Source organism: Polaribacter cellanae (genome assembly GCF_017569185.1).
In the GTDB taxonomy this organism is placed as follows: Bacteria; Bacteroidota; Bacteroidia; order Flavobacteriales; family Flavobacteriaceae; genus Polaribacter; species Polaribacter cellanae.
In genome coordinates, this window is sequence record NZ_CP071869.1 from 2,797,634 (window position 1) to 2,816,332 (window position 18,699).

General features: G+C 32.3%; 15 protein-coding genes and 1 pseudogene. 12 read left to right on the forward strand and 4 right to left on the reverse strand.

All coding sequences use genetic code 11. From position 1 onward, the window contains the following. The first annotated feature begins 57 nt into the window (after positions 1–57). From J3359_RS18375 to J3359_RS12625, 9 genes are all read left to right on the forward strand, one after another. A complete protein-coding gene (locus J3359_RS18375; protein WP_208077206.1) occupies positions 58–303 on the forward strand; it encodes a plasmid pRiA4b ORF-3 family protein in 246 nt (81 codons plus the stop codon). Then, positions 287–628: a plasmid pRiA4b ORF-3 family protein gene (locus J3359_RS18380; RefSeq protein ID WP_208077207.1), complete on the forward strand. Its 342-nt coding sequence runs from the start codon at positions 287–289 to the stop codon at positions 626–628. The genes J3359_RS18375 and J3359_RS18380 overlap by 17 nt, the downstream gene beginning before the upstream one ends. Before the next feature lie 36 nt (positions 629–664). After that, positions 665–1,786, forward strand: coding sequence for a 3-isopropylmalate dehydrogenase (gene leuB, locus J3359_RS12595; RefSeq protein ID WP_208077208.1), 1,122 nt, complete (start codon positions 665–667; stop codon positions 1,784–1,786). 694 nt (positions 1,787–2,480) lie between these two features. Beyond that, entirely contained in the window at positions 2,481–4,157 is a 1,677-nt protein-coding gene (gene ilvD / locus J3359_RS12600; protein WP_208077209.1) for a dihydroxy-acid dehydratase, read from the forward strand. A 94-nt stretch (positions 4,158–4,251) separates the two neighbouring features. Beyond that, complete coding sequence (gene ilvB, locus J3359_RS12605) at positions 4,252–5,985, forward strand: biosynthetic-type acetolactate synthase large subunit (protein ID WP_208077210.1); 1,734 nt, start codon at positions 4,252–4,254, stop codon at positions 5,983–5,985. A gap of 91 nt (positions 5,986–6,076) precedes the next feature. Beyond that, a complete protein-coding gene (gene ilvN / locus J3359_RS12610; protein ID WP_208077211.1) occupies positions 6,077–6,607 on the forward strand; it encodes an acetolactate synthase small subunit in 531 nt (176 codons plus the stop codon). A gap of 59 nt (positions 6,608–6,666) precedes the next feature. Continuing rightward, positions 6,667–8,145 (forward strand): ketol-acid reductoisomerase, encoded by a 1,479-nt coding sequence (ilvC, locus tag J3359_RS12615; protein WP_208077212.1) that lies wholly within the window; start codon positions 6,667–6,669, stop codon positions 8,143–8,145. Between the two features lie 72 nt (positions 8,146–8,217). Beyond that, positions 8,218–9,480: a threonine ammonia-lyase IlvA gene (gene ilvA / locus J3359_RS12620; protein WP_208077213.1), complete on the forward strand. Its 1,263-nt coding sequence runs from the start codon at positions 8,218–8,220 to the stop codon at positions 9,478–9,480. 165 nt (positions 9,481–9,645) lie between these two features. After that, positions 9,646–11,238 carry an NADP-dependent glyceraldehyde-3-phosphate dehydrogenase gene (locus J3359_RS12625; protein ID WP_208077214.1) on the forward strand — a complete coding sequence of 531 codons (1,593 nt, stop codon included), beginning with the start codon at positions 9,646–9,648 and terminating at the stop codon, positions 11,236–11,238. Between the two features lie 123 nt (positions 11,239–11,361). Here the strand turns inward: J3359_RS12625 and J3359_RS12630 are convergent, their stop codons facing one another. The 3 genes and pseudogenes from J3359_RS12630 to J3359_RS12640 form a co-directional block, all read right to left on the reverse strand. Next, positions 11,362–12,042, reverse strand: coding sequence for a YiiX/YebB-like N1pC/P60 family cysteine hydrolase (locus J3359_RS12630; protein WP_243765911.1), 681 nt, complete (start codon positions 12,040–12,042; stop codon positions 11,362–11,364). Positions 12,043–12,150: 108 nt separating this feature from the next. Then, positions 12,151–12,336: pseudogene (locus J3359_RS12635) on the reverse strand (DUF2238 domain-containing protein); the annotation flags it as partial. A 209-nt stretch (positions 12,337–12,545) separates the two neighbouring features. Then, a complete protein-coding gene (locus J3359_RS12640; RefSeq protein ID WP_208077215.1) occupies positions 12,546–13,373 on the reverse strand; it encodes a universal stress protein in 828 nt (275 codons plus the stop codon). 175 nt (positions 13,374–13,548) lie between these two features. Between J3359_RS12640 and rimP the strand changes: the two genes are divergently transcribed. From rimP to infB, 3 genes are all read left to right on the forward strand, one after another. Beyond that, positions 13,549–14,010, forward strand: coding sequence for a ribosome assembly cofactor RimP (gene rimP / locus J3359_RS12645; protein ID WP_208077216.1), 462 nt, complete (start codon positions 13,549–13,551; stop codon positions 14,008–14,010). 12 nt (positions 14,011–14,022) lie between these two features. After that, on the forward strand, positions 14,023–15,279 hold the full coding sequence (nusA, locus tag J3359_RS12650) for a transcription termination factor NusA (protein WP_208077217.1): 1,257 nt from the start codon (positions 14,023–14,025) through the stop codon (positions 15,277–15,279). 64 nt (positions 15,280–15,343) lie between these two features. Further along, positions 15,344–18,166 carry a translation initiation factor IF-2 gene (gene infB, locus J3359_RS12655; protein WP_208077218.1) on the forward strand — a complete coding sequence of 941 codons (2,823 nt, stop codon included), beginning with the start codon at positions 15,344–15,346 and terminating at the stop codon, positions 18,164–18,166. Between the two features lie 150 nt (positions 18,167–18,316). Here infB and J3359_RS12660 read toward each other — a convergent pair whose 3' ends face one another. Then, complete coding sequence (locus tag J3359_RS12660) at positions 18,317–18,685, reverse strand: SPOR domain-containing protein (RefSeq protein ID WP_208077219.1); 369 nt, start codon at positions 18,683–18,685, stop codon at positions 18,317–18,319. Positions 18,686–18,699: the final 14 nt, after the last annotated feature.

Sequence of the window (18,699 nt, forward strand, 5' to 3'; positions counted from 1 at the left end):
CTTTTTTAGAAAAATAAAAAAGTTAAATTTGATGTAAGTTAAAATATAAATTTAATTATGTTGGTTGTTAACAGAAAAGAACAGGAAGAAATTGTTCAGTTAAAAATTACTCTGAAACATTCAAAACCTCCAATTTGGAGACGTATTTTAGTGGAAAAAGATATGACGTTTGAAGGTCTTCATAACATCATTCAAGATGTTATGGGTTGGGAGAACTATCATTTATATGAATTTCAAGATAAAAATACCATCATAGGTGAAGATGGTTTTGATGATGATGATTTTTTTGGAAAAAAAACATAGAAGTTCTACTTTTATTTTAGGAGATTTTTTAAAAAAAATAAAACAAAAAATTACGTACACATACGATTTTGGAGACTCTTGGAAACACGAAATTATTGTAGAAAAATTCTTAAAAAAAGATAAAGAAATAGAATATCCTGTTTGTATTAAAGGTAAAAATAATTGTCCTCCTGAAGACTGTGGTGGTATTTGGAGATTTTACAATATGATGGAAATTATAAAAGATAAAAATAACCCAGAAAGAAAAGAAATGTTAGAATGGATTGGAGAAAATTACGACCCAGAATATTTTAATTTAGAAGAAACAAACGAACAATTAAAATAAGTTAAAAATTTTAACAACTTAACTAACTTAGAAGTAATGAAATATACAATCGCTGTAATTCCTGGAGATGGCATTGGGCCAGAAGTAACCAATCAAGCAAAAAAAGCATTAGATGCAGTTGCAGAAGTGTACGATCATATTTTTTTATACAAAGAAGCTCAAATGGGCTCTTGTGCAATAGATGCTACAGGAAATCCTTTACCTAAAGAAACAATAGAAACTTGTAAAAAAGCAGACGCTATTTTATTTGGTGCAATTGGCGATCCAAAATACGACAACGATCCATCATTAAAAATAAGACCAGAACAAGGCTTATTACAATTAAGAAAAGAACTAGATCTTTTTAGCAATATAAACCCTGTAAAAGCTTACGATCAGTTAATAAAAAACGCTCCTCTAAAAAGAGAAATAATTAAAGGAACAGACATTCTTATTTTTAGAGAACTAACAGCTGGAGTTTACTTCGGAAAAAAGGAAACAAGCAAAGATGGTAAAAGTGCCTATGATGTTTGTTCTTATTCGGTTGACGAAATTTCTAGAATTGCTCATTTAGCTTTTAAAGCATCAGAAAGTAGAAGAAATAAAGTAACTTTAATAGACAAATCGAATGTTTTAGAAACTTCCAAATTGTGGAGAAAAACGGTTACAGAAATCGCAAAACAATACAAAAACGTAACGTTAGAACATATGTATGCAGATAATGCAGCCATGAAGTTGATTTTAAACCCGAAAAATTTCGATGTAATACTTACAGAAAACTTTATAGGAGATATAATTTCCGACGAAGCAAGTGTAATTTCTGGCTCAATTGGTTTATTGGCATCTTCTTCAATAGGAGAAGAAAATGCTTTATTTGCACCAGTTCATGGTACTTTTCCAGAAGCAATGGGCAAAGATATTGCAAATCCTTTAGCATCTATTTTGTCTGCAGCTATGATGTTAGAACATTTTGGTTTAGAAGAAGAAGCAGATGCAATTAAGAGAGCTGTAGAAAAATCGTTAGATTTAAACATAACTACCCAAGATATAAAAGGAAAAGATAAATATGCAGCAGCGACTTCTAAAGTGGGCGATTTTATTGCAGATTATATTTTAAATCAAGAAGATAGCAACCTAAATTTTATGAATATTCACGCAGGGCAAAGTACAATTATCTAAAAAAGATATTTTAATGTTTTTTTGGAGCTATTTCCTGCTTGGAATTTATCTTGAGCGAAGTCGAAAGGCTATATCTTTTTATGCTTAATTTATTTCAGCATCTCTCTTTTTTAAAGAAGTAATTTTATTATTGTAACAAATACTAAATCGAGTTCAGCATAAAAAGGGTGCCATTGCAATCTGAGCTAAACATGTTTGCTAAAATTCCGCTAAAATAAAGGGTTTCAATAAAAACTTATAAATTTATTTTCGTGTTATATTTTGCAAAATTCGTAAAGAAAAAATTTGTGAATTCGTGGCAATTCTAAAAAATAAAATAGGAAGTTTAAACCCTTTACATAAAAAAAGTAGATATTTATTAGTGTAATTAAAAAATAATTTTCAATATTTGTCGCTCAAATGAGAAACCAAGTTTTAAATATTATTTCTATTATTATTGTCATCGTAATTATTGCGACATGATAAGGAAGTAGTATTTATATATTTTATAAAGCAAACCTTCCTGTAAAATGGAAGGTTTTTTTATGGAAATATTTCAATGTTTTGAACATCATAATAAGAAGTAGTTAAATATCATTAAATCAAAAAGTTAAGTGTTTTTTCAAATACCTGAATTTAAAGATTTCTACTGAAGATTATGCAACAAAAATGCAAAAACACAGTAATTTAGTCAACAAATTGAATAAAACAATAAATGGAATTAAATAAACACAGCAAAAGATTAACACAAGACGAATCTCAACCAGCATCACAAGCAATGTTATATGCAGTTGGTTTGAGTGACGAAGATATGAGCAAAGCGCAAGTTGGTATTGCAAGTACAGGTTACGATGGTAACCCATGTAACATGCACTTAAACAACTTGGCAGCAGAAGTAAAAGTGGAATCTAAAATTGCAGGTTTGGTTGGTTTAGGGTTTAATACAATTGGTGTTTCGGACGGAATTTCAATGGGAACTTCTGGGATGAATTATTCCTTAGCTTCCAGAGATATTATTGCAGATTCTATAGAAACAGTTATGAATGCACAAAGTTACGATGCGTTGGTTTCTGTAGTTGGTTGCGATAAAAATATGCCAGGAGCTGTCATTGCAATGTTGCGTTTAAATCGTCCATCAATTATGATGTATGGAGGAACCATTGCATCAGGAAATTACAAAGGGAAAAAATTAAATATCGTTTCTGCTTTTGAAGCTTTAGGACAAAAAGTATCAGGAGAAATAGAGGAAGAAGAATATAGAGAAATTATCAAAAGAGCCATTCCAGGAGCTGGTGCTTGTGGAGGAATGTACACTGCAAACACAATGGCTTCTGCGATTGAATGTATGGGTTTTGCATTGCCTTACAACTCGTCTATCCCTGCAGAAAATCCGAATAAATTATCGGAAGCAGAAAGAACAGCTTTGGCAATAAAAAACTTATTAGAGTTAGATTTAAAACCATTAGATATCATTTCTAAAAAATCGTTAGAAAATGCCATTGCGATTGTAAATGCTTTAGGAGGCTCTACAAATGCAGTTTTACACTTTTTAGCGATTGCACACGCAGCAGATATCGAATTTACATTAGAAGATTTTCAAAGAGTTTCAGATAGAACACCATTAATTGCAGATTTAAAACCTTCTGGAAAATATTTAATGGAAGATGTTCATGGAGTTGGAGGAACCCCAGCAATTATGAAATATTTGTTAGATAATAACTATTTACATGGCGATTGTTTAACAGTTACAGGAAAAACGTTAGCAGAGAATTTAGCAGATGTAGAGGCAATGGAATTCGAAGACCAAGATGTAATTTACCCAAAAGACAAAGCATTAAAATCATCAGGAAATATTCAGATTATTTATGGGAATTTGGCAACAGAAGGAGCAGTCGCAAAAATTTCTGGAAACGAAGGTTTATTGTTTGAAGGAAAAGCAGTAGTTTATGATGGAGAACAAGCCGCAAACACAGGAATTTCGAACGGAGAAGTAGAAAAAGGAGATGTGGTCGTTATAAGGTATGTTGGGCCAAAAGGAGGACCAGGAATGCCAGAAATGTTAAAACCAACTTCTTTAATTATGGGAGCAGGTTTAGGGAAATCTGTAGCCTTAATTACAGATGGTCGTTTTTCTGGAGGAACGCATGGTTTTGTGGTGGGTCATATTACACCAGAAGCACAATCTGGAGGCGCAATAGGTTTGGTAGAAACTGGCGATAAAATTAGAATTAGTGCAGAAGACAATTCAATTAATGTTTTAATTTCTGATGAAGAATTAGCAGAGAGAAGAGCAAAATGGGTTGCACCACCATTAAAACACAAAAAGGGAATTTTATATAAATATGCAAAATCAGTAGCATCTGCATCAAAAGGATGTGTAACAGATTTGTAAAGTAAGAAAATAGAAATAAGAGTAAAGAAAAAAGAGACAGACTGGAAAGTCTTTATTCTTTTATCTCTTTTCTTTCATCTAAAAATAAAAACATATGGAAACACAAACCATAAAGCAAATAGAAAAAGTGACTAAAACTACAGAATATATTTCTGGAAGTGAGGCAATTGTTAGATGTCTTATAGAAGAAGGAGTTAAGATTTTATACGGTTATCCTGGAGGCGCAATTATGCCAGTTTATGACGAATTGTATAAATACCAAGATAAAATTCACCACGTTTTAACACGTCATGAACAAGGAGCTACACATGCTGCACAAGGTTATGCAAGAATTTCTGGTGAAGTAGGAGTTGCAATGGCAACTTCTGGCCCTGGAGCAACAAACTTAATCACTGGAATTGCAGATGCACAGATAGATTCTACACCAATGGTTTGTGTTACTGGGCAGGTTTTTTCTCATTTGTTAGGAAGTGACGCTTTTCAAGAAACAGATATTGTTGGTATTTCTACACCAGTAACAAAATGGAATTGCCAAGTAACCAAAGCAGCAGACATTCCTGAAGCGATTGCAAAAGCATTTTACATTGCCAAAAGTGGAAGACCTGGGCCTGTTTTAATTGATATTACAAAAGATGCACAAATAGAAAAGTTCGATTTTTCCTATGAAAAGTGCAAAAAAGTAAGAAGTTATGTTCCGGTTCCTAAAACTGTAAAAGGTTCTTTAGAAACTGCTGCTAAATTAATTAATGAAGCAAAGAAACCATTAGTTGTTTGGGGACAAGGAGTTATTTTAGGGAAAGCAGAAGAAGCATTTAAAGCTGTAATTGAAAAAGCAGGAATTCCTGCTGCTTGGACAATTTTAGGAGCTTCTGCAATTCCTACAAAACACCCTTTAAATGTGGGTATGGTTGGTATGCATGGTAATTATGCACCCAATAAATTAACCAACGAATGTGATGTTTTAATCGCAATCGGAATGCGTTTTGACGATAGAGTTACAGGAAAATTAGACGAATATGCAACCCAAGCAAAAATAATTCACTTTGAAATTGATCCTGCAGAAGTAAACAAAAACGTAAAAGCAGATGTGGCTGTTTTAGGTGATGCAAAAACGACTTTAGAAGCAATTTTACCTTTAATAAATAGCAATTCTCATACAGAATGGCATCAAGAATTTAAAGATTTATATGCTATTGAATACGAAAAAGTAATAAAAGACGACTTACATCCAACCAAAGAAGGGTTAACAATGGGTGAGGTTTTAAAAGAAATAAATATTCAAAGTAAAGGAAATGCTGCAATTGTTTCAGATGTTGGTCAACACCAAATGATTGCTTGTAGATATGCAGAATTCAACAAAACTAAAAGTAACATTACTTCTGGTGGATTAGGAACCATGGGCTTTGGTTTGCCAGCAGCAATTGGCGCAAAAATGGCGGCTCCAAATCGTGAAGTAGTTTCTATTTCTGGTGATGGAGGTTACCAAATGACTATTCAAGAATTGGGGACTATTTTTCAGCAAAAAGCCGCTGTAAAAGTGGTGGTTTTAAATAACGACTTTTTAGGAATGGTGCGTCAATGGCAACAACTATTTTTTGAAAAACGGTATGCATCCACAGAAATGATAAATCCTAATTTTGTAGCCATTGCAGAAGGTTATTACATCAAAGCAAGAAAAGTTACGAAACGAGAAGACCTAGCAGAAGCTGTTAAAGAAATGATGGAAAGTAAAGAAGCCTATTTTTTAGAAGTTTGTGTAGAAAAAGAAGGAAATGTTTTTCCTATGATTCCTACAGGAGCAAGTGTTTCTGACGTGAGATTGGAGTAAAAGAGAATTAAGAAAAGAGAATAAAGAACAAAGATTAAAGAGAAGAGTAGCAACTTTGAAACTTTAAACTTTAAACCTTGAACTTAAAAGTATGAGTACAGAAAAACAATTATTTACCATATCTGTTTATACAGAAAATAATGTTGGATTGTTGAATAGAATTTCAGCAATTTTTCAAAGAAGACACATCAACATAGAGAGTTTAAACATTTCCCCATCAGAAATAGATGGAGTTGCTAAATTTACGATTGTTGTAAATATGATCGAAGAAAATGTAAAGAAAATTATTGGTCAAATAGAAAAGCAAGTAGAGGTTATAAAAGCTTATTATCATGATTTAGATGAAATTATTTATCAAATTTCTGGATTATTTAAAATTAAATCTGAATTGCTATTTGAAGAACGTCAAATTCAGAATATCATTAAAGAAAGCAATGCCAGAATTGTTACTGTTAATAAAGAGTTTTTTGTATTGGAGAAATCTGGTAAAAAAGAAGAAATTATAGAACTATACAACGAATTAAGTCCTTTTGGAATTATGCAATACACACGTTCTGGATTAATAGCAGTCTCTAAAGACGAAATGAAAATTTCAACATTATTAGAAACATACAACAACTAAAAATAGATTAAAGAGTAAAGATATTTCTTTATGCTTATCAAAAATTAAAACAAAAAAAAATGTCAAATTATTTTAACACATTAACATTAAGAGAAAAATTAGAACAATTAGGAAAATGTCGTTTTATGGACGCTTCCGAATTTGAAGACGGAGTAAACGCATTAAAAGGGAAGAAAATTGTTATTGTGGGCTGTGGAGCACAAGGTTTAAACCAAGGATTAAACATGAGAGATTCTGGTTTAGATATTTCTTATGCTTTAAGACAAGCAGCAATCGACCAAAAAAGAGATTCATTTAAAAATGCAACTTCAAACAACTTTAAAGTTGGTAGCTATGAAGATTTATTGCCAACTGCAGATGTAGTAATCAACTTAACACCAGACAAACAACACACAAACGTGGTAGAAACTGTAATGCCTTTAATGAAAAAAGGAGCAACATTATCCTATTCTCATGGTTTTAATATTGTGGAGGAAGGAATGAAAATTCGTAAGGATTTAACCGTAATTATGGTGGCTCCAAAATGTCCTGGAACAGAAGTTCGTGAAGAATATAAAAGAGGTTTTGGTGTGCCAACTTTAATTGCTGTGCATCCAGAAAACGATCCAGAAAACAAAGGTTGGGACCAAGCAAAAGCGTATGCAGCAGCTACAGGAGGTCATAGAGCTGGTGTTTTAGCTTCTTCTTTTGTGGCAGAAGTAAAGAGCGATTTAATGGGAGAACAAACTATTTTATGTGGTTTGTTACAAACTGGAGCTATTTTGTCTTTCGATAAAATGGTAGAAAAAGGAATTGAGCCAGGTTATGCTGCAAAATTAATTCAATATGGTTGGGAAACTGTAACAGAAGCTTTAAAACATGGAGGAATTACAAATATGATGGACAGATTGTCTAACCCTGCAAAAGTAGAAGCGTTTAGAATTTCTGAAGAATTAAAAGACATAATGCGTCCATTATTCCAAAAACATATGGACGATATTATGACAGGTCATTTCTCTAAAACCATGATGGAAGATTGGGCAAATGACGATGCTAATTTATTAAAATGGAGAGCTGCAACAGGAGAAACTGCTTTCGAAAAACAAGAAATTACAGACCAAGAAATTTCGGAACAAGAGTATTTCGACCATGGAACTTTATTGGTTGCTTTTGTAAGAGCTGGTGTAGAATTGGCTTTCGAGTCGATGACAGAGTCTGGAATTATAGATGCATCTGCATACTACGAATCTTTACACGAAACGCCATTAATTGCAAACACCATTGCAAGAATGAAATTGGCAGAAATGAATCGTGTAATCTCTGACACAGCAGAATATGGTTGTTATTTATTCGACCACGCTTGTAAGCCTTTATTAACTGATTTTATGAAAACAGTCGATACCAATATTATTGGTAAGAAATTCTCAGATTCTAATGAGGTTGATAACCAAGAATTAATTCGAATTAATAGCATTATTAGAAACCACCCAGTAGAAAAAGTTGGCGCAAAATTAAGAGCTTCAATGACAGCTATGAAAGTGATAAAATCTGAAGTTTAAGAAAAGTTAAATAATATATTTTTTCAGACCCTTCAGGTTTTAAAAACCTGAAGGGTCTTTTATTTTTAAAAGATGCAAACAAAACAAATATATTTCCCAAGTTTAGAAAACATAAAAGTTGCTGCTAAAAAGTTAGAAGGCGTCGCTTACAAAACTCCATTGAACACAAATATGAATCTTTCTAAAGAATTTAATGCCAATATTCTGTTTAAAAGAGAAGATTTACAAGTGGTTCGTTCTTATAAAATTAGAGGCGCATATAATAAAATGTCTTCTTTAAATGCCGATGAAAAACAGCGAGGAATTGTTTGTGCGAGTGCAGGAAACCATGCCCAAGGAGTTGCTTTGTCTTGTAAATTATTACAGATAAAAGGAACCATTTTTATGCCTTCGCCAACACCAAATCAAAAAATAAACCAAGTAAAAATGTTTGGTGAAGATTTTATTGATGTAGTAATCGAAGGCGATACTTTCGATGATGCATTTAACGCAGCAACTTTAGAATGCGATTTTAAAAAGAAAGTATTTATTCATCCTTTTAATGATGAAAAAGTAATAGAAGGGCAAGCAACAGTGGGTTTGGAAATATTACATCAAACAGATAAAAAAATAGATTACGTTTTTGTTCCAGTTGGTGGTGGAGGTTTGTCTGCAGGTTTATCATCTGTATTTAAAAATTTGTCTCCAAATACAAAAATAATTGGTGTAGAGCCAGAAGGAGCACCTTCTATGTTAACATCCATCAAAAATAAAGAAAACACTTTTTTAGAAAAAATTGATGCTTTTGTAGATGGAGCTGCAGTAAAAAAAGTGGGCGATTTAAACTTTGCCATTTGTAAGCAAAACTTACACGAAGTAATTACAGTTCCAGAAGGTAAAACCTGTCAAACTATTTTAGATTTATATAACAAAGACGCTATTGTTGTAGAGCCAGCAGGTGCTTTAAGTATTGCTGCTTTAGATTTTTTTAAAGAGGATATAAAAGGAAAAAATGTAGTTTGTGTTGTAAGTGGAAGCAATAATGATATTACAAGAACAGCAGAAATTAAAGAACGCGCCTTATTATATGCGAATTTAAAACATTATTTTATCGTAAAATTCCCACAAAGAGCAGGCGCTTTAAAAGAATTCGTAGCAGAAATTTTAGGTCCGAATGACGATATTACCCATTTTGAATATACCAAAAAAACAAATAGAGAAAATGGGGCAGCAGTCGTTGGTTTAGAATTAAAAACATCCGCAGATTTAGCGCCATTAATCAATAGAATGAAAAAGCGTAACTTTTTTGGAGAATATTTAAATGACAAGCCAGATTTGTTTCAGTTTTTGGTGTAATTTAGTGACGAGGGAGCATGTTCCCTTGTCATTTGCCGAAATCCTTTTCATCTTTTAAACGAAAATCAAGGTATTTTACGATTAATTTTAGTTAATTTTGATACGTAAATACGTCTAAATATTTACGATACATCAAATTTTAGACAAATTTTTAAATTTCAAATTATGAAGAATACTTTTAAGGAAATTCCGAACGAATATAAAATTACATCACTTGTAAATCAAAATACATATTTGGTTGGTGGCGAATTAAAAGAATGGAAAGGCGCAAATGCGGAAGTTTATTCAACAATTTCATCAACAAAAGAATACAAACCAACATTATTAGGAACGGTTCCAAATTTAACAGCAAATGAAGCATTAGAAGCTTTAAATGCAGCTTCAAAAGCATATGATCGAGGACAAGGTTTATGGCCGACTATGAAAGTAGAAGGTAGAATTGCAGCCATGGAAAAGTTTGTGGTTCAGATGAAAACCAAAAGAGAAGAAATTGTAAAATTGTTAATGTGGGAAATTGGCAAATCTTTACTAGATTCACAAAAAGAATTCGATAGAACTATAGCATATATTTACGATACAATTGAAGATTACAAACAAATGGACAGGGATTCTGCCAAGTTTGAAAAAAACAGCGGTGTTCACGCACATATTAGAAGAGGACCTTTAGGGGTTGTTTTGTGTTTAGGACCTTATAATTATCCTTTAAATGAAACTTTTGCATTGTTAATTCCTGCTTTAATTATGGGAAATACAGCTATTTTTAAACCAGCAAAACACGGAGTTTTATTGTTATCGCCTTTACTAGAAGCTTTTCAAAATAGTTTTCCAGCAGGAGTTGTAAACATTATTTATGGTAGAGGTAGAGTTTTAGCGACACCAATCATGAAAACTGGTAAAGTTGATGTGTTGGCCTTAATTGGAAACAGTAAATCTGCAAATGCGATTCAGGCGAATCATCCACAGAAAAATAGATTGCGTTTGGTGTTAGGTTTAGAAGCAAAAAATCCAGGAATTGTTTTACCAGATGCAGATTTAGATTTGGCAATTAACGAATGTATTGCAGGCGCAACTTCTTTTAACGGACAACGTTGTACAGCTTTAAAAATATTATATGTTCACGAACATATTGTAGATGAATTTAACAAACGTTTTGCAGCAAAAGTAGATGCCTTAAAATTTGGAAATCCTTGGGAAGATGGCGTGAAATTAACACCATTACCAGAACCAGGAAAACTAGCATATATTCAAGAATTAATTAACGATGCTACTGCAAAAGGAGCAAAAGTAATTAATAAAAAAGGTGGAGAAATAACAAGAAATTATATTTTTCCAGCAGTTTTGTATCCTGTTTCTAAAGATTCTAGAGTTTTTGATGAAGAGCAATTTGGACCAGTAACACCAATCGTTTCTTTCAAAAACATCCAAGAACCTTTAGATGATATGGCTGCTTCCAATTACGGACAACAAGTAAGTGTTTTTGGTAGCGAAGTAAAAACGTTAGCCCCTTTAATAGACACTTTAGTAAATTTGGTTTGTAGAGTAAACTTAAATAGTGCAGCACAAAGAGGCCCAGATGTGTATCCTTTTACAGGAAGAAAAGATTCTGCAGTTGCCACTTTAAGTGTGCACGATGCTTTGCGTTCTTTCTCAATTAGAACTTTTGTTGCTGCTAAAGATACAGCGTATAATAATGCTATATTACAAGAATTATTAGATAAAAAAGCATCTAATTTTATAAGTACAGATTATATTTTGTAGTAAAATTAGAAATTATAGATATTTAAAAACCTTCATTTACGTTGAATAAATTTCGGTAGAGATGGGGGTTTTTAGGTTTAAGTAAAATACTTCTATAACTACGAATTGATAGTAGTTTGCTTTTTATTCGTTTTCATAATCATACACAAATTTTATGTGAGAACTACTTGCCATTAAGTTAGGGTTAGTTCCTTCAACTCCCTCAGGAATTGGCTGATTTCGTTTTTTATAATATACTTTCCAAGCAGGCATAGGGTTTCCTATACTATCGTTAAACGTCATTGGATGCGTAACAAAAGGAATAGAATCTGTTGGTATATTTTGAGAAGAAAACATTTTGTAAATTAATTCAGAACAATAATAAGAAGTATCATCCCATAAAAAAATCTCATCATAAGGTGTATTTATTCTTTCTACTCCATACACTATTGCTTTAGAAATATAAGGCTGGTAGTATTTATTTAATCTTGCAACTGTGGTTTGAGATTTGTTAAATTTATTTTTATTTCTATTTAGAAACTCTTTTAAAGGTGTTTGGCAAACACCTTTTTTAGGAATCGCTTCCAAGACAAACCATTTTTTATCTTTTTGCATTGCCATTCCAACATGCGAATAGTTTTTAGAAAAAGAAGTTGCTGTTACATTTTTAATTGCATTATCTATTTCGTCTGTTCCAGTATTTTGAAATAGTAAGTCCCCTTGTTGTAGTCCGAAATTTTCACCATTTTGTTTATTACTACAATTAGATAAAACAAAAAATAATAAGAGGAGAACACAGGTTTGTTTTAAGAATTTATAGATCATTATTATATTGTTAATTTTTAGGAAAAATAAAATTTACTGTAAAGTTTAATGGTAATTATTAACGAAATTATAAGAAAAGAAGTTTAGAAACAAATCAAAAAAAAAAATCTAAACTCTTTTGTCTAATTTTTCTAACTGTCTATTATGAACTTTACTCAAAGTAAGCAACGCTAAAATGGCCCCTAATAATGCCAATCCCATATCAGATTGTGTGTCCCAAACATAGCCTTGAGTTCCTAAAAAGTCTTCTGCAGATTCTCCAGAAAAAGCGGCTACAAACCATTCAATTAATTCGTAGAAATCCCCTTTTAATTCCCCAAAAGGGAAAACACTCTGCTGTGCTTACTCAATCCTGAGCATCTTTGTTTGTCTTTCCACAACAATCCGTGAAAATCCGTGAAATCTGTTTCTTTTTAATTTCCTTCTACTCAAAAAAAAAATCTCCGTGAATCTCTGTACATTTCTCTGCGCATTTCTCTGCGAATCTCTGTGTAATAATTACTCTAAACCTTCACAGTAAACATTGGTTTTAACGCCTTTTTAGAAAGATTTTTGGTAACACTTGCCGTAAATAAATGCGAAAGCCCACTTCTACCATGTGTACTTAATGCAATTAAATCGACCTTTTTTTCTTTAGAAAAGTTGATGATTCCTTTTTCTACAGAAGTATCATTATACACATTTATAGAATGTTTCGGTAAATTATAATCTTTTATAAAATTCTTTACTTTTTGTTTTGCATTAGACGTACTTTCGAAATTAGAAGGTGTATTTACTTTCAATAAATGTATTTTACTACCAAATGCTTTTGCAAAATTTAAAAACTTGGCAAATACTTCTTTATTGTCTTTTTTAAAGTTAGAGGCAAATACCAAATTTTTTAATTTAAATTTTTTAGAATCTTTTTTTACAACAATAACAGGTATTTTAGAGCTTCTTACGATTTTCTCGGTGTTAGAACCAATCATAATTTCTTCAAATTCAGAATGTCCTTTAGAACCCATAATAATTAAATCTGCATCAATTTTATCAGCATATTTTTTAATACCATCAAAAGGGGTGTTTAGTTTTATAAAATACTCCACAGGAATGTCTTCAGAAAAAAAAGCTGTTTTAAAATCTAAAACTTTTTCTCTTGTTTTTCTTAAATACAACATACTTTCTGGAATGCTAAATTTGCTACCATACCCCATATCTACAACACCAGAAGGTAATTCTATCATATGTATTAAATATATAGTAGCACTGGATTTTTTGGCAATTTTGGCAGCCATTTTTGCAGCATATTCAGAGGGTTTAGAAAAATCGATAGGAACTAAAATCTTTTTCATAAGTCGAAATTTTAAGGGTTAATTTGCTGATATCTAAAGTTACAAAAAAATAATGAATTACTCTTGGTTTGGTAAATCATAAACAATTCGTATATTTGCACCGAAATTTATTGTAAATGGAGGATTGTAGGGGACTTAAAGTCCCCTCTTTTTATACTTTATTTTAAGGATTAAGATGGATCAGAAAATAGTAAAAGACTTAGTAGACGAAGCATTGGCACTTAATAAGTCTTTGTTTTTAATAGATGTATCAATCTCCGAAAACAATAAAATTCAGGTTTTGGTAGATGGAGATCATGGAGTTCCTTTAAGTGAATGTATTCGAATTAGTAGAAATATTAACGACAATTTAGACAGAGAAGAGGAAGATTATTCGCTGGAAGTTTCCACACCAGATATTTCTCATGCCCTAACAGATAAGAGACAGTATAAAAAGAACATTAATAGAATATTAAAAATAAAAACTGCAGAAGAAGAGTTAGAAGGAACTTTAACAGAGGCAGACGAAGATAAAATTATCTTGCGATGGAAAGCAAGAGAACCAAAACCAGTAGGTAAAGGAAAAGTTACTGTAGAAAAAACAGCAACTGTAGAGTATAAGGATATTAAAGAAGCAAAAGTGAAGATTGTATTTTAAGCCAAAAATGTAATGGAAAATATAGCGTTAATTGATTCGTTTTCAGAATTTAAAGATAATAAAAGTATAGACAGAGTAACACTAATGTCTATTTTAGAAGAAGTATTTAGAGCTGCTTTAAAACGTAAGTTTGGTTCTGATGATAATTTCGATATTATTATAAACCCAGACAAAGGAGATTTAGAAATTTGGAGAAATAGAGTCGTAGTTGCAGATGGTTTTTCTGAAGACGATAACGAAGAAATAGAACTAAGTGAAGCAAGAAAAATTGAGCCAGATTTCGAAATTGGCGAAGATGTTTCAGAAGAAGTAAAATTAATCGACTTAGGAAGAAGAGCTATTTTGGCATTACGTCAAAACTTAATTTCTAAAATTTACGAGCACGATAGTACAAATATCTTTAAGCATTTTAAAGATTTAGAAGGCGAATTATACAGTGCAGAAGTGCATCACATTCGTCACAATGCAATTATTTTGTTAGATGACGATGGGAATGAAATTGTATTACCAAAAAGCGAGCAAATTCGTTCAGATTTCTTCAGAAAAGGAGATTCTGTAAGAGGTGTTATAAAAACAGTAGAATTAAGAGGTAACAAACCTGCAATTATATTGTCGAGAACATCGCCATTATTTTTAAATAAACTATTCGAGCAAGAAATTCCAGAAGTTTTCGACGGTTTAATTACTGTGGAAGGAGTTGCAAGAATACCAGGAGAAAAAGCAAAAGTAGCAGTAGATTCTTATGACGATAGGATAGATCCTGTTGGAGCTTGTGTTGGTGTAAAAGGTTCAAGAATTCATGGTATTGTTCGCGAACTAGGAAACGAAAATATAGATGTTATAAATTATACCAAAAACGAACAATTGTTTATTTCAAGAGCATTAAGTCCTGCAAAAGTAACCTCAATGGAAATTGAAATGTACGAAGAAGAAAAAAATGGTAAAAAAGGACGTGTAAATGTGCTTTTAAAACCAGAAGAAGTTTCGAAAGCAATTGGTAGAGGTGGTGTAAATATTCGTTTAGCGAGTGAGTTAACAGGCTACGAAATAGACGTTCAAAGAGAAGGTTTAGAAGAAGAAGATGTAGAGTTAACAGAATTTAGCGACGAAATAGAAGCTTGGATTATTAAAGAATTCAAGAACATTGGTTTAGATACCGCAAGAAGCGTGTTGGAAACAACCGTTGCAGAATTGGTAAAAAGAACCGATTTAGAAGAAGAAACTATTTTAGATGTGCAGAGAATTTTAAAAGAAGAATTCGAAGAATAGTTCAAATTAAAAGAGTAACGTAAAAAAGCATATTTTTACAAAATTAAAGGCTAAAATATAATATATGTCTGAAGGCAAAACAACGAGGCTTAATAAGGTTTTAAGAGAATTAAATATTTCTCTGGATAGAGCAGTGGAATATTTGGCGGATAAAGGTCACGAAATAGAATCGAGACCAACCACTAAAATTTCTGGAGATATCTACCAAATCTTATTAGATGGCTTCCAAACAGATGCAAGCAAAAAAGCAGCGTCTAAAGAAGTTGGAGAGGAAAAGCGAAAAGAAAAAGAAGCTATTCGTGCAGAGCTAGAGGCGAAACAAGAACTTAAAAAAGCCGAGGAAGCTAAGAAAGAAGAAATTTTTAAAGCTAAAGCCGAAAAGTTAGAGGTTAAAAAAGTGGGTAAAATCGATATCGATAATATTGGCAAAAAACCTGCTGAGAAAAAAGAAGCTGTTGCAGAAAAACCAAAAGAAGAAGCTCCGAAAATAGCATCACCTAAAAAAGAGGTCTTAGTAGAAAAACCGAAAAAAGGAATAATTAAGGCAGAAGTTCCAAAATTAAAAGGATTAAAGGTGGTTTCTAAAGTAGAAAAACCAACTCCTAAAGTAGAAAAAGAAGCTCCTAAAAAGGAAGCTCCGAAAACAGCAAAAGCGGAACCAGCGAAAAAAGAAGAAGAAACGCCTACTGAAATTACTGCAGAAAATGCAGAAGCAATAAAAACACAGTATAAAAAGTTAGACGGGCCTAACTTTACAGGTAAAAAAATTGATTTAAAACAATTCGAAAAACCTAAAAAGAAAAAGCCAGAAGCTAAAAAAGATGCAGGATCAGATTCAAGAAAGAAGCGTAAACGTATTAGCAAACCTAGTGGAGGTGGTGTAGGAAGACCATTGCCAAACAGAGGTTCAGGTGGCACCAGAGGTGGTGGAGGTTATAAAGGAAGAGGAAATAACACAAGACCAGCTGTTAAAAAAGAAGAACCTACAGAAGCAGAAATCCAAAAACAAGTAAGAGAAACACTTGAGAAACTGCAAGGAAAATCTTCTCGTGGAAAAGGTGCAAAATACCGTAGAAACAAAAGAGAGGCTCACAGAGAGCATACAGAAGCAGAATTAGAAGCACAAGCATTAGATAACAAAATCTTAAAAGTAACAGAATTTGTTACTGTAAGTGAAGTTGCAGCCATGATGGATGTTCCTGTAACAAACATTATATCTGCATGTATGTCTTTAGGAATGATGGTAACAATGAACCAACGTTTAGATGCTGAAACTTTAGTTATTGTTGCAGAAGAATTCAACCACAAAGTAGAATTTGTTGGAGCAGAAGTAGAAGAATCCATAGAAGAAGTAGAAGATAAACCAGAAGATTTAATAACGCGTGCACCAATTATTACAGTAATGGGTCACGTAGATCATGGTAAAACTTCTCTATTAGATTATATTAGAAAAGCAAACGTAATTGAAGGAGAAAGTGGAGGAATTACGCAACACATTGGAGCGTATTCTGTAAACGTTGGCGATCAAAAAATTGCATTTTTAGATACACCAGGTCACGAAGCCTTTACAGCGATGAGAGCACGTGGAGCGCAAGTAACAGACTTAGTAATTATTGTTGCAGCAGCAGATGATGATGTAATGCCACAAACTAAAGAGGCGATTTCTCATGCACAAGCAGCAGGAGTACCAATTATATTTGCAATTAACAAGATCGATAAGCCAAATGCAAATCCAGATAATGTAAAAACGCAATTATCTCAAATGAATTTGTTGATAGAAGAATGGGGTGGAAGCATTCAATCTCAAGATATTTCAGCAAAAACAGGAGAAGGTGTTCCAGAATTGTTAGAAAAAGTTTTATTAGAAGCAGAGATTTTAGAATTGAAAGCGAATCCTAATAAAAATGCAGTTGGTGCAGTTGTAGAAGCATTGTTAGATAAAGGTAGAGGTTATGTTACCACTATTTTAGTACAAGCAGGAACGTTAAAAATCGGAGATTACTTATTAGCTGGTAAACACAGTGGAAAAGTAAAAGCGATGTTCGACGATAAAGGAAACAACTTAGAAACTGCTGGTCCATCAACACCAGTATCTATCTTAGGATTAGATGGAGCGCCACAAGCAGGAGACAAGTTTGTTGTTTTTGATGATGAAAGAGAAGCAAAACAAATTGCATCGAAACGTTCTCAATTACAACGTGAGCAATCTGTAAGAACTCAAAAAACATTAACGTTAGCAGAAATAGGACGTAGAATTGCGTTAGGAGACTTTAAAGAATTAAACATTATCTTAAAAGGAGATGTAGATGGTTCTGTAGAAGCCTTAACAGATTCTTTCCAAAAATTATCTACTGAAGAAATTCAAGTAAATATTTTACACAAAGGTGTTGGAGCCATTACAGAAAGTGATGTGTTATTAGCAACAGCTTCCGATGCAATTATTGTAGGATTTAATGTGCGTCCGCAAGGAAATGCAAGAGTCGTTGCAGATAGAGAAGAAGTAGATATTAGAACATATTCTATTATTTACGATGCTATTAACGACCTTAAAGATGCCATGGAAGGAATGTTATCTCCGGAAATGAAAGAAGAGGTTACTGGTAATGTAGAAATTAGAGAAGTTTATAAAATTTCTAAAGTGGGTAACATTGCAGGTTGTATGGTAATATCTGGTAAAATCTTTAGAGATTCTCAAATTAGAATTATTAGAGACGGAATTGTTGTACACGATGGAGTATTATCATCATTAAAACGTTTCAAAGACGATGTAAAAGAAGTAGCAAAAGGATACGATTGTGGACTTCAAATTAAAAATTATAACGACATCCAAGAAGGTGATGTAATAGAAGCATACAAAGAAGTAGCCGTTAAAAAGAAGTTGAAATAGACTTGATTTTTATATAAAGCAAAAGCCGAAATTCGTTATGAATTTCGGCTTTTTTATTGAAATTGTTAAAAAAGAAACTATAAAATTCTAAGAATTCATATATTCCTACATCAAACATCAAAATCTTTCATAAAACTAAAAACCAAAAACCTATTTCCCCATAGGAACTACAATAATACCAGAAAACTCTTTTTGAAAGATTAAAAGAGCTCTATCTGCATCTAATTTCGTTTTATAATTTCCAACTTGTACTTTCCATTCAGGAGCGTTGTAAACCAATCTAGAATAGACTCTAGGATATAATATTTTAAATTGAGCCTGCTTTCTTTTAGCGGTAGTTTCTCTTCCGTTATAAATCTGAATTTTATATCCAAAACCTACAGCTTTGTCGTAACTCCTCTTTTTTTCAACCAATCGTTTTATTTCTTCGCTGCTATTTGTAGAGTTTTGTGCAGACAATGTAGTCGTTCCAAAAACCAAACTCACAAATAATATCTTTAAAAACAATGTACTTTTCATAGATTCAAATATTT

What these genes read in the sequence shown, in the direction of transcription:
- J3359_RS18375 (WP_208077206.1), top strand. Translation starts at nt 58, where the DNA reads ATGTTGGTTGTTAACAGAAAAGAACAGGAAGAAATTGTTCAGTTAAAA.
- leuB (WP_208077208.1), top strand. Translation starts at nt 665, where the DNA reads ATGAAATATACAATCGCTGTAATTCCTGGAGATGGCATTGGGCCAGAA.
- ilvD (WP_208077209.1), top strand. Translation starts at nt 2,481, where the DNA reads ATGGAATTAAATAAACACAGCAAAAGATTAACACAAGACGAATCTCAA.
- ilvB (WP_208077210.1), top strand. Translation starts at nt 4,252, where the DNA reads ATGGAAACACAAACCATAAAGCAAATAGAAAAAGTGACTAAAACTACA.
- ilvN (WP_208077211.1), top strand. Translation starts at nt 6,077, where the DNA reads ATGAGTACAGAAAAACAATTATTTACCATATCTGTTTATACAGAAAAT.
- ilvC (WP_208077212.1), top strand. Translation starts at nt 6,667, where the DNA reads ATGTCAAATTATTTTAACACATTAACATTAAGAGAAAAATTAGAACAA.
- ilvA (WP_208077213.1), top strand. Translation starts at nt 8,218, where the DNA reads ATGCAAACAAAACAAATATATTTCCCAAGTTTAGAAAACATAAAAGTT.
- J3359_RS12625 (WP_208077214.1), top strand. Translation starts at nt 9,646, where the DNA reads ATGAAGAATACTTTTAAGGAAATTCCGAACGAATATAAAATTACATCA.
- J3359_RS12630 (WP_243765911.1), bottom strand. Translation starts at nt 12,042, where the DNA reads ATGATCTATAAATTCTTAAAACAAACCTGTGTTCTCCTCTTATTATTT.
- J3359_RS12640 (WP_208077215.1), bottom strand. Translation starts at nt 13,373, where the DNA reads ATGAAAAAGATTTTAGTTCCTATCGATTTTTCTAAACCCTCTGAATAT.
- rimP (WP_208077216.1), top strand. Translation starts at nt 13,549, where the DNA reads ATGGATCAGAAAATAGTAAAAGACTTAGTAGACGAAGCATTGGCACTT.
- nusA (WP_208077217.1), top strand. Translation starts at nt 14,023, where the DNA reads ATGGAAAATATAGCGTTAATTGATTCGTTTTCAGAATTTAAAGATAAT.
- infB (WP_208077218.1), top strand. Translation starts at nt 15,344, where the DNA reads ATGTCTGAAGGCAAAACAACGAGGCTTAATAAGGTTTTAAGAGAATTA.
- J3359_RS12660 (WP_208077219.1), bottom strand. Translation starts at nt 18,685, where the DNA reads ATGAAAAGTACATTGTTTTTAAAGATATTATTTGTGAGTTTGGTTTTT.